The sequence below is a fragment of the Paenibacillus konkukensis genome, assembly GCF_023523925.1.
Classification (GTDB): Bacteria; Bacillota; Bacilli; order Paenibacillales; family NBRC-103111; genus Paenibacillus_S; species Paenibacillus_S doosanensis.
On record NZ_CP027059.1, the window covers coordinates 3,180,271 to 3,196,355 of the forward strand.

14 protein-coding genes are annotated in these 16,085 nt (G+C 54.9%); 5 read left to right on the top strand and 9 right to left on the bottom strand.

The window, feature by feature from the left end:
• Positions 1-172 precede the first annotated feature (172 nt).
• The gene (locus SK3146_RS13515; protein WP_249865533.1) at positions 173-610 is read right to left on the bottom strand and encodes a carboxymuconolactone decarboxylase family protein; all 438 of its coding nucleotides are present in this window, start codon (positions 608-610) and stop codon (positions 173-175) included.
• 375 nt (positions 611-985) lie between these two features.
• Between SK3146_RS13515 and SK3146_RS13520 the strand changes: the two genes are divergently transcribed.
• Positions 986-2,473, top strand: a complete 1,488-nt coding sequence (locus tag SK3146_RS13520) for an IS1182 family transposase (protein WP_249860275.1) — start codon at positions 986-988, stop codon at positions 2,471-2,473.
• 254 nt (positions 2,474-2,727) lie between these two features.
• Here SK3146_RS13520 and SK3146_RS13525 read toward each other — a convergent pair whose 3' ends face one another.
• The 3 genes from SK3146_RS13525 to SK3146_RS13535 form a co-directional block, all read right to left on the bottom strand.
• Positions 2,728-3,966 (bottom strand): multidrug effflux MFS transporter, encoded by a 1,239-nt coding sequence (locus tag SK3146_RS13525; RefSeq protein ID WP_249865534.1) that lies wholly within the window; start codon positions 3,964-3,966, stop codon positions 2,728-2,730.
• Between the two features lie 64 nt (positions 3,967-4,030).
• Complete coding sequence (locus SK3146_RS13530) at positions 4,031-4,480, bottom strand: MarR family winged helix-turn-helix transcriptional regulator (RefSeq protein ID WP_249865535.1); 450 nt, start codon at positions 4,478-4,480, stop codon at positions 4,031-4,033.
• Between the two features lie 468 nt (positions 4,481-4,948).
• Positions 4,949-6,193, bottom strand: coding sequence for an IS110 family RNA-guided transposase (locus SK3146_RS13535; RefSeq protein WP_249861151.1), 1,245 nt, complete (start codon positions 6,191-6,193; stop codon positions 4,949-4,951).
• Positions 6,194-6,602: 409 nt separating this feature from the next.
• On the opposite strand from SK3146_RS13535, the gene SK3146_RS13540 reads away from it, so the two are divergent.
• Positions 6,603-8,093, top strand: coding sequence for a discoidin domain-containing protein (locus SK3146_RS13540; protein ID WP_249865536.1), 1,491 nt, complete (start codon positions 6,603-6,605; stop codon positions 8,091-8,093).
• 169 nt (positions 8,094-8,262) lie between these two features.
• Here the strand turns inward: SK3146_RS13540 and SK3146_RS13545 are convergent, their stop codons facing one another.
• The 5 genes from SK3146_RS13545 to SK3146_RS13565 form a co-directional block, all read right to left on the bottom strand.
• On the bottom strand, positions 8,263-8,955 hold the full coding sequence (locus SK3146_RS13545; protein WP_249865537.1) for a response regulator transcription factor: 693 nt from the start codon (positions 8,953-8,955) through the stop codon (positions 8,263-8,265).
• The gene (locus SK3146_RS13550; RefSeq protein WP_249865538.1) at positions 8,924-10,459 is read right to left on the bottom strand and encodes a sensor histidine kinase; all 1,536 of its coding nucleotides are present in this window, start codon (positions 10,457-10,459) and stop codon (positions 8,924-8,926) included. The genes SK3146_RS13545 and SK3146_RS13550 overlap by 32 nt, the downstream gene beginning before the upstream one ends.
• Before the next feature lie 13 nt (positions 10,460-10,472).
• Complete coding sequence (locus SK3146_RS13555; protein ID WP_249865539.1) at positions 10,473-11,228, bottom strand: ABC transporter permease; 756 nt, start codon at positions 11,226-11,228, stop codon at positions 10,473-10,475.
• The gene (locus SK3146_RS13560) at positions 11,215-11,961 is read right to left on the bottom strand and encodes an ABC transporter ATP-binding protein (protein ID WP_249865540.1); all 747 of its coding nucleotides are present in this window, start codon (positions 11,959-11,961) and stop codon (positions 11,215-11,217) included. Before SK3146_RS13560 ends, SK3146_RS13555 begins: the two co-directional genes overlap by 14 nt.
• A 108-nt stretch (positions 11,962-12,069) precedes the next feature.
• Positions 12,070-12,987: a hypothetical protein gene (locus SK3146_RS13565; RefSeq protein WP_249865541.1), complete on the bottom strand. Its 918-nt coding sequence runs from the start codon at positions 12,985-12,987 to the stop codon at positions 12,070-12,072.
• A 324-nt stretch (positions 12,988-13,311) separates the two neighbouring features.
• On the opposite strand from SK3146_RS13565, the gene SK3146_RS13570 reads away from it, so the two are divergent.
• The 3 genes from SK3146_RS13570 (at position 13,312) to SK3146_RS13580 (ending at position 16,081) form a co-directional block, all read left to right on the top strand.
• On the top strand, positions 13,312-13,737 hold the full coding sequence (locus SK3146_RS13570) for an SRPBCC family protein (protein WP_249865542.1): 426 nt from the start codon (positions 13,312-13,314) through the stop codon (positions 13,735-13,737).
• A 1-nt stretch (position 13,738) separates the two neighbouring features.
• Positions 13,739-14,113 carry an ArsR/SmtB family transcription factor gene (locus tag SK3146_RS13575; protein WP_249865543.1) on the top strand — a complete coding sequence of 125 codons (375 nt, stop codon included), beginning with the start codon at positions 13,739-13,741 and terminating at the stop codon, positions 14,111-14,113.
• Between the two features lie 462 nt (positions 14,114-14,575).
• Positions 14,576-16,081 (top strand): sensor histidine kinase, encoded by a 1,506-nt coding sequence (locus tag SK3146_RS13580; RefSeq protein WP_249865544.1) that lies wholly within the window; start codon positions 14,576-14,578, stop codon positions 16,079-16,081.
• Positions 16,082-16,085: the final 4 nt, after the last annotated feature.

The window sequence follows — 16,085 nt, forward strand, 5'->3', positions numbered from 1 at the left end:
AACAACATCCCTATCATTGCCGATTGCCCCGCGCATCATGCGTGAAACGGCCCCGCCCCTCCCCGGATCGAAAAAAGCCAATTCCGGCGCATACGACAAGGCAAAAGCGAACTAGCCCCTTCGGGGCCTGTAAGGTCCGCCAAAGGGGCTTGCTTATCGCTTCGCGCTGCGATTATTTAGGCATAAGCCGAGTCGATACGCCGATCCGGTTCCATGCGTTGATCGTAACGATCTGCATAATAATTTCGCTGATCTGCTTGTCGGTAAAAAAGCGCTGCATCTCTTCAAACACTTCATCAGGCACATGCGTCTCGGCGACCAGCGTAATCGACTCCGTCAAAGCGAGCACCGCGCGCTCTTCGTCGCTGAAGTACGGCGTCTCTCTCCAGGCGTTCAAAGCGTAAATCCGCTGTTCCGTCTCGCCCATTTCGCGGGCGTCTCGCGTATGCATATCGATGCAGAATGCGCAGGAATTAAGCTGCGAAGCCCGGATTTTGATAAGCTCCTTCAGCTTCTTGTCAATAGTCGTACCGGCCGTGTATTTCTCAAGACCGAGCATCGCTTGATAGGCCTCGGGATTGACTTGATACATGTTAAATCTCGTTTTCATCGAAAGCTCCTCCTCATCCCTTCGCGGGATTGTGATTGTCCGTTCATGAATAAAGACAATCGGGGAGCTTTTTTGTGACATTTGCGAAAAAAAATTTGTGCAGCTTCCTTTAGAAGCGTGGTGAAAAAGTCCGCTGCGGGTCCATTTGATCCTCCAATCGCTGTTGCAAACGGATTCTTTGGATTGTTTTTTCGTTTTTCTGTGGAGAGAATCCGTGTTCAAAGGCGAACGCTTACGCTTTTCCAGATTCAAATGGCTCCTCCGCTCTTTCTTCACCACGCTTTTAGGAGTCTGTCCGACGAAACAGGAAAAGCATAGTTTCGTCGCGAAACTTAACTGTAATCTGTTTATCTGGTAAAAAAGGGTGTGTGGTTTATGGCAAAATTTAAATCTTACTCCACGGAACAAGGTGAATTGTTTCCGATGTATTTGAGCGATTGGATCCCTGAAGATCATTTAGTGCGGCTTGTTAGCGACATCGTGGATCAGTTAGATCTCACGGTCATGACAAATCGGTATTCCCATCGCGGAGAAGAAGCCTATCACCCCGCCATGCTTTTGAAGTTATGGTTCTATGGCTATGCTACGGGTGTGTTCACCTCCCGGACCCTTCGTCAGGCTATGGATGAAAATATTCCTTTTCGTTGGCTATGTGGCGGCCATCGACCGGATTTCCGTACGCTCAGCGATTTTCGAAAGGATCACCTCGAATCATTACCGGGACTTTTCAAACAAGTGGTACACATCGCCATACAGCTAGGGTACGTGTCCCTCGGTCATGTCAGCATCGATGGTTCGAAGCTGAAAGCCCATGCATCGAAGCATAAGTCGATGTCGCGAGATCGGATGAACCAGGAAATCGAGCGTCTGGAAAAGGAAATCCGCGAAGCTCTCGAGCAAGCCGGCCAGATAGACGACCAAGAGAACGAAGAGCCCCTTTCGCTGTTGCCGGAATCGGTGACCAATCGCCAATCCCGACTTGAAAAAATCAGAGAGGCGCTCAGACAGTTGGAAGCTCGCAAACCGGTAGAGGAATCGAAGACACCGGACAAAGATCAATTTAACTTTACCGATCCAGATTCCCAAATCATGGATACGAAAACCCAAGGCGTCATCCAAGGATATAATCCGCAAATTGCCGTAGATGCGGATCAGGGATTCATCGTCGGACTGCAGATGAACCCTAGCAGCAGCGACCAACACCAATTCCAGCCGGTGCTCGGTTCCATCCGCAACATAACGGGAAAGGTGCCCGAGAAAGTGAGTGCGGACGCAGGGTACTTTAGTGCGGACAACATTCAGGCGGCGACGAAGGCCGAGACCGACGCCTACATCGCGGCAACCCGTGAAAACAAGCAGCACGGGAATCCGTACGATAAAACCAACTTTACGTATATCCCGGAAACGGATACCTATGTGTGCCCAGCGGGACAAACGCTGATCCACAAGTACACATACTATGAAAAGGATCCTCAAAAAGCGACTCAATGGGTGTATATGAGCGATGCCTGCCTGACCTGCCCGTTTCAAAAGGACTGCGTTAAGTCCGGATCCGGTAAACGAAGGGTCAAACGCAATGAAGGCGATCCGATCCGAGAAGCCATGAGAACCAAAGTGCAAAGCGATGCCGGTAAAGACATTTACCGGTTACGTAAAGCCATCGTGGAACCCGCGTGGGGGCAAATGAAAGAATGTCAGGGCTTTCGTCAGTTTCACCTCCGTGGCGAAGATAAGGTTGAGGGTGAGTTCGTCCTTTTGGCTTTAAGCTATAATTTAAGAAAGCTTCATTCTGCCAAATATCCCAAACCATCCACGGTGTATAAACGGGAGAGGTCTGCCCAAAAACGTAAAAAAGCGGCGTAACTCCCACAAAGGCAAAGAAAGACACAGTGATTATACTCAAATCGTGATGAAAAATCATTTGAAAACCGAGTCTTACTCCGAAGGGACCTACAAAAGTAACTCCGTCGGACAGACTCTTAGAGAGATGGTGAAAAATGCCCACTGCGCATGCGAAAGCATCTTCCGATCGCTCTTGTTCCCGGATTTCTCGAATAGGAAAGCCCGTGAAACGGGGAAAATCCGTCTACAAAGGCGGTCACTTCTTCACCACGCCATTAAGCTCCCGCCGAGTACGATACGGCGGCTTTCTTGCGGCGGATCATCAGCACGTAGCAGAGAATCGCTCCGACATCCGCCGCGGCGATCACAATCCCCATCGGCACGGCCGTTTCGCCTCCGCCCAGACCGACCAACGGGGCGACGATGCCCCCCGAGACGAACGACAAGAGACCGAGCAGCGCCGAGGCGCTGCCTGCGGCTTTCGCCTGGTTTTGCATCGCCAGCGCGAACGAGGTCGAGCTGACGATCCCGACGCTCGAAACGACGAAGAACAAAGGCACCAGAATAGCCGCAAGCCCCGCTCCCGCGAGAATCATAATGAGCAGCGTCACTCCGCCGAGCGAGGCCAGCAGAAGACCTGCGATGAGCAGCTTCGTCTCCCCGACCCGTCCGGCCAGTCTGCCGGTAACTTGGCTGGCAATAATAATGCCGAAGCCGTTAATCGCAAAAAACAGGCTGTACAATTGCGGAGAAGCGCCGAAAATATTTTGGATCACAAACGGCGAACCGGATATATAAGCGAACATCGCCGACATGACGCAGCCCTGCGCGAGAGCATACCCCATAAACGTCCGGTCGCTTAGCAAACCGCGGAACGTCTTCAGCGTATTGCCGATGCCGCCCTGGGATCTGCGCTCCGCCGGCAGCGTTTCGGGCAGGCCGAGCGATACGGCCAGCAGCATCAGGACGCCGAATGCACATAGCACGATGAACACGCCCGGCCACTCCGTAACGCGCAGCAGCTGACCCCCTGCTACAGGAGCGAAGATCGGAGCTACGCCGTTGACGAGCATTAATAGCGTAAAAAACTTTGTCAGCTCCACGCCAGAGTACATATCGCGTACGACGGCGCGGGAGATGACGATGCCTGCGGCTCCCGCCAATCCTTGAATAAAGCGAAGCCCGATCAGAACCCAGATCGAAGGGCTGAAGGCGCATAGCAGCGAAGCGATCATGTAGACGGTCAATCCCGCGATCAGCGGCTTGCGCCTTCCCCTTACGTCACTGAGAGGACCCGCCAGCAGCTGCCCGAGCGATAATCCGAGCAGGCAGAACGTCAAGCTGAGCTGAGCCAGCGAAGTGTTCGTGCGCAGATCGTCGGCCAAGGTCGGCAGCGCAGGCAAGTACATATCGATGGACAGCGGTCCGAACGAGGCCAACGCACCGAGAATCAGCGCCATCCGAAGCCGGCCGTAACGCGGCGTATTTGCGGTAATATCTTTGGAAGAGCTCATGGGAAGCAAATCCCCGCCTTTCAATAATAGGATGAATTCATTGGTAAAGCGGGCATCTGAGGCTTTAACCGTTCTTTTGCGGCGGCAGCGCCTGCAAATCGCTTTGCATCTGCAGCAGCAAGCGGCGGAAGAGCAGCTTCTCTTCCAGACTGAAGTTGCCGAAGCACGCCTCCTCTATCGTTCGCAGCGCTTCCTTGACCTTCCCCGTGGCCATGCGCCCTTTCTCGGTTAAGTAAACCCGGGACACCCGCTGATCCTCGGGATCGGTCCGCCGCTCCAGGAGCCCGGCTTTCTCCATCCGGGTAATCATGACGGTGAGCGTGGCCGGCTGAATGTTGATCTTCTGCGCGAGCTCCTTCTGGATTTGCCCGTCCTGCTCGGCAAGGCGCAGCAAAAGAGGCGGCTGGCCGGGATAAACGTCGTATTCCTGAATCAGCCGGTCGACATTATGCCGGTGGAGCTTCAGCACGCTCTTCATCAAATGCGTCAGAGAATCGGAGTGCTTATAGTCCAAAGCTGCATCCCCCCTTATTTAATTAGCTAACTAATCAAATGCTAGTGTAGAGGATTGAGCCGGGGCAGTCAATACTTTCGTCAAAGAAATCTGTTTAGTTTTCGTAAAGTTTAGGTGAGTTTCGGCTATGTCTGAGAGGCGGAAAATTCGCTAAGCTAATGGTATCGGCAGCAGCCCTTTGCCTTTGCAGCGATGCGGGGCGCGGATCTGGCCGCAATCCTTCCAAGGAGGTGAAAGTCGTTCCGGCGCATACAGCGCCGCAGTAGTTGCGAGTCACGAAGAACTCAAGCTTATTTTAAGTCCAGCGGTATGATGTCAAGTCCCCGAATCGGTCGAATTGGAAATTTTCTTGGCTGTAACAGCTGGGAGTGCCGAAAAAAGGACAGCTCAAACTGAACCCAGCGAAAAATCGAGATAATATCCAGATTTTAACTGGGAATTATGCCAGGGACTTTAGCAAAGGAGGCGTTAATCCTTCGCAGGCGTCACCTTCTTCCGTGGCGTATAGAGTTGGCCGTTGCGTAGCAGCACATCGACCAGACGCACAAGCTTTCTTGCGGTTAAGACGAGGGCGCGTTTATGTTGGTGCTTGGGCACTTCCTTGTATTTCTTCCGGTAGTACTCGCCGAATTCTTCATCGCGGTTCTTTACCGAGTTGGCAGCTTCAACGAGGTAATAGCGAAGGAATCGGTTGCTGGATTTAATCCGTTTGGTGTCTTCGGCTTCAAAGGCGCCAGACTGGCTCTTGCGCCAGGTGAGGCCAGCATACTTGGCGACAGCGGCTTGGTCGCTAAAGCGCTCGATGTCACCGATCTCGGCAAGGATGCCAGCGGCATAGACGCGATCAATGCCGGGAACAGAACGCAGGCACAGGGAGCCAGGGATCGTCTCGAGAATTTGCTCAATCGCCTTGTCCAAATCCTTGAGCTGAGCCTGGATGCTCCGGATTGCTTGAATGGATGTACCCAGCACAAGATCAATGGAATCCTCGACGACTTTGGACAGCCGGTAAGAGGCTCTGGCCGCTTTCTGAATGCAGCGCGCGACGTTCTCGGGATCCGGGAAGCGATTGCGCCCCTTGTCCCGCAAGTAGTCGGCCAGATCGCCGACATCCATCGTCGCGATGTCGTCCAGACTGTACTTTTCAGAGAGCATCTCAAGGATGGCATGGCCGAACACCGAGCTCTCGACTTCGGTCGTGAAGGCATTGCACTTGTAGAACAGGTTTTGCAAGAAGTACTGTTTCTCGCGCGTCAGGTTATGGATCAAGTGAAACCGCATGCGCGTTAAACGCTGGAGCGCAACATACTGCTCCTGCATGACAATGGTGGTTGTCAGCCGCCCGAAGCGCAGACGGTCCGCAATCACCCAGGCATCAAGCCGGTCGGTTTTATTCAGGTCGGGATAGGTTTCTCGGAACTTGCTGACCAACTTTGGATTCATGGTAAAGACCTTGGTATGGCGCTCCTGGAGTGTAGGGTCACTATGCAGGTACATGGCGGGATGCCAGCTGTAGACCGAGGTCGATTCAAGCCCAATGTGAATCTCGGAGACCGCGTGCTTGTCCGCTAAGGCAACGATGCGATCTCGCAGATGAGCAGCCCCCTCCAGATTGTTTTTCACTGTGAGGGTCTCGAGCTTATCCCCGTCTGTGTTCATGAAACACGTTTCCAGTTCTTTCGAACTGACGTCAATACCGACAAAAAGCGTCAAATGGAATTTCCTCCTTTCGATGAGGGATGCAGGGAATAGACTCTCCGGGATGCCTCCGGCGCACGCGCAGATCAATCACCCTCGCCTATAAGAACACGCTTCGGTCCATGAGCTGCCCTGGCTTGCTAGGCCAGGCATGGGGTGCCGAAGGGAACGGCCAGCGGGTCAGAAGCTCAGACACGTACCGGAGAAACAGACTTAGAAATGTAGACGTGCTACAGGAGGAGAAAGAATTTCCCCGATAGATCCCTATGATCTATTGTCCAGAGGCATGCGGGAAAGTCCAGTCCCTTTTGCAATTTTCAAGGTGCGATTTACTGGAAATCGAAAAGTTTGCGGCCAGTTCCCATGGGAACTGGAAATCGGCTTAAAACTTGGTTCTAGAAATACTATACGAGGAGGATGAATAATGCCAAGCAAACGCAAGACATTGATCCTACGGCTCAGAAGCAAATCGCTGTCCTTATCCGTTATTTTTTTACTGTGCTTTACGCTGGTTCCGTTGTTTACCGTCTCCACCGCCTTCGCCGCGACCACGACGGTGCCTGCGGGCGACGTCGCGGCGCTACGCAGCGCCTTGGCCTCCGCTCAGCCCGGCGACATTATCGAAGTATCGGGCACCTATTCGATTTCGGACGGCACCATCAGCACTTCTGTAAGCGGTTCCGCGAACAACTACATTACCCTGCGCGGCACGGGAAGCGGCGCCACCCTCAATTACACGGCTTCCGCCGGCAACGCAGCGTTCTACATCAAAAATAATTACTACAAGATGGAGAACATTACGATCAACTCCAACTCCAATTCGAATAAAGGGCTGCTCATCGAAGCGTCCCACGGCTATATTACGAACGTTACGGTCAAAAACACCAAAGCCGAAGGCTTTAAAATCCGCAAAAACAGCCAATATTGGCTGCTCACCAACTGTCTCGCGCAGTATACCGGCCAAAGCGGCAAATACGGCGAAGGCTACTATGTAGGCGACGCGGATCAAAACTGGACGACGGCTCCGAACGCCGACCAGAGCGGCTATATTACCTTCCTGAACAGCAACGCGTTCCAAACGAAAAACGACGGCTTCGACTTCAAGGAAGGCACGCATCATATTAAAGTCATCGGCGCCGACATCGACTTCAACAACACCGTTCCCGAATCGACCGTAGGCAACAACGGCCTGTTCATCCGCGCCAACAACGTCCAGGTGATCAATACGACGATCAAGAACAATGCCGGAACCGGCCAAGCGGTGCGCGGCAATAAAATGACGGCTTCCGACGGCAATTCCTACGGCAGCAATCTGGAGATGAAGGCGCTATCCGGTGTCAATCTGGCCGGTGCCTTGATCTATACAAGCTTTACTAACAACAAGTTGTTTACCGACTACTCGATGACGAGCGTCTCGGGAGGCTTGTACGCCTCCGGCTCGAATACGGCTACCTCCGCGAGCCCTTCCTCGTTCACGGAGATGACGTGGAGCGGCGAAGGCGGAGACGTGTACGGCGCCGGAACCGCCGTCAATCTGGCCCTGAACAAGACGGCTTCGGCCTCCACCGAATGGAGCAGCACGTATGCGGCCGGCAAGGCGGTCGACGGCTCCACCGGCACCCGCTGGGCTTCCGCTTCCGGCACCAGCGCCGGACAATGGCTGCGCGTCGACCTCGGTTCCAGCCAAACCTACAGCAAAGTCGTCATCAAGGAGACGAATTTCGCCAATATTACTTCGTTCAAGCTGCAATCGTCCGCGGACGGCACCAATTTCTCCGACATTGCAAGCGGCACGACGATCGGCGCCTCCAAGACGATCACCTTCTCTCCCGTGACGTCGCGCTACATCCGGCTCTATGTCGTATCCGCCTCGGATGAAGCCAACGTCAACGAGTTTGAGGTTTACGCCAATTAGGTGATCCCGCCCGAACGTTGGTCCGGCCTGCTCACCGGCGGTACAAAATAAGAACGCAGCGCAAGCCGGCCTTCTCAGGGAGTCCCTGAAACGGCCGGCTTGTTCGCGCTGCCGGGCTGTACGCGCGGCTAAGCCGAAGCTTGCAGGCTCCCGGCCGCCGCGGCGCCGTTTACAGCATAAACCGGTACCCCGCTCCCCACACCGTGTCGATATATTGCGGCTTTGACGGGTCCAGCTCGATTTTCTCGCGGATTTTGCGGATATGAACCGTCACCGTAGGGCTGTCGCCGTTCGAGTCCATCCCCCATATATGCTCGAACAGCTGCTCCTTGTTGAACACCCGGTTCGGATTGGACGCCAGAAACGCCAGCAAATCGAACTCCTTGGTCGTGAACACAACTTCCCGCCCGTTCACGTAAACGCGCCGGGACGCCTTGTCGATCAGCAGTCCGCGAATGCGAATTTCTTCGCTCTTCTGCCCGCGATGCCCGAGCAGACGCTCGTAGCGCGACAGATGGGCCTTGACCCGAGCTACGAGCTCCCCCGGGCTGAACGGCTTGATGATATAATCGTCCGCACCGAGCCCCAGGCCGCGAATTTTATCGATGTCCTCCTTCTTGGCCGACACCATCAAAATCGGGATGTCGTGCTTGTCGCGGATTTTGCGGCATATTTCAAAGCCGTCCACCTTGGGCAGCATCAGATCCAGTATGACCAGATCGTAATCGCCGGTTAGCGCCTGCTGCAGCCCCGTATCGCCGCTATGCTCCATCTGCACGGCAAATCCGTTTATCTCCAAATAATCTCTCTCCAGCTCGGCTATGCTCGCTTCATCCTCGATGATCAATATGCGGCTGCTCATGGCCTTCTCCTCCCGACCTGTCGTCCTTTCGTTTATCCAGCGTAAACCAGATAACCGTCCCTTTTCCTGGCTCGCTCCGGGCGCCGATCACGCCGCCGTGGCCCTCGATAATTTGCTTGGCGATGGAGAGCCCCAGGCCGCTGCCGCCGGTGCTTGCATTCCGCGAACGGTCCGCCCGGTAAAACCGGTCAAAAATATGCGGCAGCGACTCCGCGGCAATGCCTTGACCGTTATCCTCGACCTCCACGATATAATGCTCCCCCGCATCCGCTATGCGCAGACGGATCGTTCCATGCTCTTTATCCATATATTTCATGGCGTTTTCAATCATATTGACCAGCACCCGCTTAAGCTGGTCGCGGTCTGCGGCCGTCCAGGCCTCAGCAAGCCCCGGCTCCGTGACAAACCGGAAGGAAACGCCCTGCTTTTCGATATCCATTTGCAGCTCATCCGTGCAATCCTGCAGAAAGGCGATCAGATCCACAGGTTCAAAATGAAACGGTTGGCTGTTCAAATCCAGCTTCGAGAACAGAAACAGCTCGTCAATCAGCCGGTCCAGCTGCATCGATTTGGTATGAATGGTCCTAACGTATTTATCCAGCTTCTCGGGCGTGTTCGTCACGCCGTCGATAATGCCTTCGACATATCCTTTGATCGCCGTAATCGGCGTTTTGAGATCGTGAGAAATGTTGGAAATCAGTTCCTTGCGGTTTTCCTCGTACTGCAGCTGGCGTTCGACGGACTCCTTCAGCCTGCTGCGCATTTGCTCGAAGGAGGCGGCCAGCTCGCCGATTTCATCCTTCGACTCCGGTTTGACTGCAAAATCGAGATGGCCTTCCTTGATTTGGTCGGCGGCTTTCTTCAAAGAACGCAGCGGCCGGATGATGCTTCGCGAAACGAAGTAAGTGAGCAGGCCGTTGGTCAGCACCAAAATCGCCAGCAGGGAAAGTAAAAACAAGCTGAAATAGCGGTGCGCGAACCGACCCAATACATTGAAATCCATCGCCATAAAGACGCTGCCCCGGCTGCCGTCGGAAAAGACCGTGTCCTGCTGCTGCGCGATGAACCAGCCGCTTCGCCCCTCTTCCTTCCGCTCCCATCTCCCGGACTTCTCCATCGGGGAATTCGCCTCTCCGTACGCGGGCAAACGGTTCAGCAGACCGGATTCGGCCAGCTTCGGCGAAGCGAAGCGCACATCGTCTTCTTTGCGCACGATCAGCTCCATATTAATCGCATTCAGACTCTCCTCCAGCCCGGCCTGGACGGCGGAGTCGAGCAGCGAATCGGGATTGTCCCTGCTGCGCAGCTGGATTTCGGCCTCCACGGCGGACTGCTGCTTGAGAATCGCCCCGATCGGGTTCATATGGCTGCCGTTCAGCTTATATACCGATCTGACGTCGCCCAGCAGCGCGACGATCAGGATCATAACGGCAATGCCCAGCAGAACGAGCGGAACGAGCAGCATGGCAATATAGGATAACACCAGACGAACCCGGATGGACACGCGCGTTCAACCCCTACAATTGTTTTTTATCGTAGATGAAATACCCTGCCGAAAAGCAAATCAAACCCCATCCCGCCAGCAGCGAAGCAATGCCGAAAATTTTGCCCCAAGCGACCGCTCCGCCGATCCACAGCATATACCAATCGGTATAATCGGTCGGCGAGTAAACGACGAATTGCGGATACAGCAGACCGGCCAGCTTGGCGAGCCCGTACAGCAAAATGCAGAGGGTCAGCGCCCCGCTGCCGCTTTTGAACCCTTGCGCCAGCAGCATCGCCGCAAAGCCGATAGCCGCAAGCGGAACGACAGCCGCGCCGTAGGCGAGCAAGCTCTGCGTCAGCCCGGCCGCTCTGCCGCTGCCGCCAGCCTCAAGGAAGAAGGACGCCAAGACGGAAGAAAGCAGACCCAACGCGATAAAGATACAAATGTAGAGTACCATTGAAACATGCTTGGAAGCAAAAATATTCAACCGGGTGACCGGCCAGGTCAGAACAAGCTTCGCCGTCCCGTTCTCCAGTTCGCCGGGAAACATATCGGACGCAGCCATAAAAATAAAGAGCGGCAGCAGCAGACCGGCGAATAAGCCCAGCATCCAGATCGGAAAATCTGCGGCCGTCGCCGCCGTCACCCCGAGGCCGCTCTGAAACCGGGACACCAGGATAGCTCCCGCGGCGGGAAGAAGCGCCGTCAGCGCCATGAAACATAGCGATTTTCTGCGCAAACAGAGCTTGATCATTTCGTTAATAACGTTCGCTTTAAAGCCGGACATGCGCTCGCTCCCTCCTTTCCTCTCTCGCCAGCGCGACAAAATAATGCTCCAACGTCGGATGCTGCTCGCTGACGAGCTCGCTCATCAGCCCTTCGCGAACGAGCTTGCCGTTATAAATCATGCCGACCCGGTTGCAGATCAGCTCCATTTCGTGAATGAGGTGGCTGGAGATGAAGAACGTCATTTGTTCTTCCCGCGCCAGCCTCACGATCAGCTCCCGCATATCGACCATGCCTTCAATGTCGAGCCCGTTCGTCGGCTCGTCGAGGATCAGAAGCTCCGGCTTGGACAGCAAGGCGGAAGCTAGGCCGAGCCTCTGCTTCATGCCGAGCGAATAGCGCCCGACCTTCTCATGCTTGAAGCCGCCAAGCCCGACCAGCTCCAGCGCCTCGTCGATGCGGCTTTTGCGCAGCTCGGGATAGTAGCGCAGCACCATCTCCAGATTGCGGTAAGCGCTGAAGTCGTTATAAGCTTCCGGCCGTTCAATCAGCACGCCGACGCGGCGCATCGCCTTCTCGTAATCCGCGGCTATGTCGCAGCCGAACAGGCGCACCTTGCCCCGGTCGGCCCTGCACAGGTTGACCATGATCTTCATGACGGTCGTTTTGCCCGCTCCGTTCGGCCCCAGGAAGCCGTATATATCGCCGCGGCGCACTTGGAACCCGACATCGCGAATGCCTCTTTGATTCGGATACATTTTCGTCAAGCCTTCGGCTTCGATAACCATATCCATCCGCTGTTTCGCCCCTTCTCATTCATATGGACCGACGGGAGACGGCAGGAGCATGTCCGCGCAGCCCCCGTCGTCATGCTCCGCCGCCCGCTCTAACCGGTCGGCTCTTTATTCCCCGTGATGACGGCCAATGCTTGCCTTGTCGACGGTATGCACTTCCTTGCCCGTCAGATCGACCCGATCGGGCGTCGTTGCGTCGAATCCGGACAAACCGACCTGCACGTCGATGACGACTTCATGCGCGGCTCCCTGATCATCCTTGCCGGACAGCGTCACTTGAACCTTCTGCCCGGAAATGCGGTTCTGGCTGTCCACGTCGGCGTTCATATCGACCTGCTCGATCCGTATGTCCTTGGTCAGCTTCGGAAAGCTATCCTTCAGCTTCGCCAGCTCCGTACCGAAAGGCTGCTGTGAAAGCTGCCGGTCCGCGTGCTGACCGCTCGAAGCCGCTTTGACGGCGAAGGAGCTGACCGCATTGACTACGGCAGGGACCTGGCTTGCGCCAAGCTGGAAGCCGATATGCTTCGTCCCGTCCGCTTGCGGCTCCACCGTGACATAATCTTTCAAGGGGCCTACCAGCGCGTCGATCAAATTTTCTTTTTCCTTGGCGAAATCATCCGCGCCGGCCTCCCGGTCCTTCTTGCTCCAACGGTTTGCTTTCTCCTGATCCGAGCCGATCATATTGTAAACATCGCTGCTGCCGGCTTTCACGATGCTTTTGCCGTCCTGCCGGTAGAACGATACCGTCTCCTCCGCAGCGTTTCCCTTAATATTCACGCTGCCGCTGGCGGCCTGCGCCGTCTTATCGGCTTTCACCACGGATGTGACGTCGAGCAGCCTGCTGCCGTTATCCTGCACGGACAGCGTCATCTGCTCCGTTACGTTATGCGCCCCGGCAGTCGCTTTGATCGCGGCTTTATAAGCGTCGTATCCCGCCGCGTCGCCGACTCCGGCGAACGCCGACGTTACGAACAGCGCGCTCCCCAGCGTCAATCCCGCGCCGACTCCGATCCATTTTTTGCTCATCTTCATTTCCTCCTCAAGTTAAGTTCGAAAGCGTCTCTTGCCTTCTCCATCATCTTACCCCCGAGGTATAAACTCGGGGTGAACCCGCTCTAAACCGGCTATTAAAAGAATCTTAAAATTTTCTAAAAACGTGGTGAAAAAGTCCGCGGCGTCCATTTGATCCTCCAATCGCTGATGAAATCGCTCTTTTTTCACTACGCTTTTAAACTGTGCAAAATAATACCGTACCGCCTATCTTGACATGAAACCTGACGGTGTCATAATAGACATCAGAATGCAAAGGAATTGAGAAGCCGATCTGAATCCAAACGGGAGGAACGATACATGGATAACCAATCGCCGTCGGCATTGCCGGATATTCGCCAGACGCTGGTGCTGAACGCGCCCATTCAGAAAGTATGGGATGCCGTCGCCACCGCCGAAGGCATCGCCGCCTGGTTTATGCCTAACAATTTTCAGCCTGTACTGGGCTATGAGTTTCAATTAAATGCCGGACCGTTCGGGGATTCCCCCTGCACAGTGACCGAGCTTGATCCGCCGAACCGGCTAACCTTTCGCTGGGGCAAAGATTGGACCGTCACCTTCGAGCTTATTCAGCGGGAAGACAAGACGGAATTTACGCTTATTCACGGCGGCTGGGATGCGGATAAGCTGACCGAATTCGGCGAGACGCACCGGCTTGTGCGCGACAGAATGTCCGGCGGCTGGGTCGGATTGCAAAAAAAGCTGCAAGCTTATGTCGAGGGTTAATATGGCGGCTCCGTCACCTAAGCACGATGTGTTTCAGGCGATCGCCGATCCGACCCGCCGCAGCCTGCTGCAGCTGCTTGTCGACCGGGAGATGCCGGTTACCGCGATCAGCGGCCATTTCCCGATGAGCCGGACCGCCGTCTCGAAGCATTTGCGCATTTTGGCCGACGCCGGTCTTGTTAAGGAACGGAAGGTCGGCCGCGAGACGAGATACCGGCTCGAGCCGGAGCCGCTGCTCGAATTGAAGCGCTGGCTGTCGTTTTACGAGCGTTACTGGGAGAATAAAATGTCCGCGCTCAAGCGCTATGTGGAAGCGGAGGAGCCGGGCAGCGGAGCGGATCGCGCAGCCGGACGCCTGGGCGAAGACGGGGACTAGGCGGGCGCCGCCCGCTTCCCTCGCGAATCACCGAGCGCTGCGCATCCAACGCAGCCCTCGCACTAATGATGAAACGAAACCTCCGTCGTCACGGCGATCGTGACCAGACGGAGGTTTTTTTGCCGATTCGCCCACCCCCGCACCATATGCAGAGCAGCTGCGGTCCGCGGTGGATAACTCGGCGCCCGGCGTCGATGCTTGTGCATGATTATAACCGGGATGGACAAAGATGCGAATCTGGGGATAACTCGCTATGTGGATATGTTTATAAATATACACGGAATTATGCACAACAAGGCTTTGAAACCTGTTAGTATTGTGGATAATACTGTTTATAAGTCGGATAACTGCCTGCCTTGTTCTTCCTAATGACGGATCGTGTCGAAAAAACGCGAAAACGCCTTCATTTTATGTTAAAATAGACGTACTTCCAATCATCGCTTACAAAAGGCGGGAAATTCCTTGACGATCTTGCTCATAGTGCTCATGCTCGCGGCCATTGTGCTGTTCATTACCAAGTCGCGCAATCCGTCCGCCTATTGGATGGGCTTTGTCCTCGTAGGCTGGTTTCTCAGCATGGCCGGACTCATCCTGTTTATCGCCAAATACGGCGGGTTTTACTATAAAGTGAACATCGTTCTGTTCTTCAACGACAGCATCCGCAACTTCCTGCTGGATCTGCCGATCAAGATCGAAGGCATCAGCCGCATGATAACGATCGGGCGTTCCCTCTTCGTCTTCAGTCTCATCGGACTGTCCGTCACTCTCTTCTACTACCGCCCTTTCAAGCAGCTGTGGAAAATTTTTGCGCTCAACACGCTGTTTCCGCTCGCCAACATTGTTTTCTACGATCCGGTTGTGTACAAATGGGCGCTGACCGCGCTCGACCGCAGCTTCACCTATACGATCGGCTGGGTGACCCGCGGCTGGCTCGTCGTCTCGCTGCTCGTCTCGCTTGCGCTGATGATTCAGAAATACCGCAAAATGACGGTGCCTTGGGTCAAGAAGCAGAGCAAGCATATTTTATACGGCGTGTTTTCCCTGGTGCTCTTCTACTTTTATCTCGGATTCATGGGTCCTCTGCAAGTATTCGACGTGCGCACTTATTATGTGCTCTATTCCGATTTTTCCAACTTCAATCCGCCGCTGACGCTGTTCGGCTGGTACGCCAGCATCGGCTTTACCGGTGTCCTGTCGCTCATCAGCATTTTATCCATTTGGCGCTATACGGAAGTGGAGAAATCGATGGGCAAGAGCGATCTGCAGCTGCAGCGCAAGCTGAACACGGCCAATATGGGGGCGCGCGTCTTCACCCATGCGATCAAAAACCAGCTGATTATGATTCAGCTGCTCATCCAGCAGGCCAAGCAGCAGACGGCTGCGGCTGCCGGGCAAGAGGGCGCCTCGAACGGCCCGCAAGAGACGCTGAACAAAGCGGGCGATATCGTCACGCATACGCTCGGCAGGCTCGACCAGCTGTACAACTCGTTCAAGACGAATCAGCTGCAGCTGCGGGCGGTATCCGTTCGAACGCTGATCGGCCTTACGCTGGAGCGGCTTACCGCGCTTCCTACTCATATCGCGCTGGAGACGGAGCTGCCTCCGGAAGAGGCGATGGTGCTGGCCGATGTCGAGCATTTGTCCGAAGCGCTGTACAATCTGCTCATTAATGCGGTCGAAGCGATCGACGAGGAGAAGCGAGGCTTGGTTCGCGTGCACGGCTATGTCGAAGAGAGCTGGGTCATCATCCAGATTATCGATAACGGACCCGGCATTGAGCCGGAGCTGCTGGAGGCGATCTTCGATCCTTTTTACACAAGCAAAAACACGACGAAAAACTGGGGTATCGGCTTGTCCTACAGCAAGCATGTCGTGATGGGCCATTACGGCCGGATACATGTGGAGAGCAAGCGGCGCGAAGGCAGCGTCTTTCAGGTGATTTTGCCGCTGTATGTGCTTAAACCTTAAAACA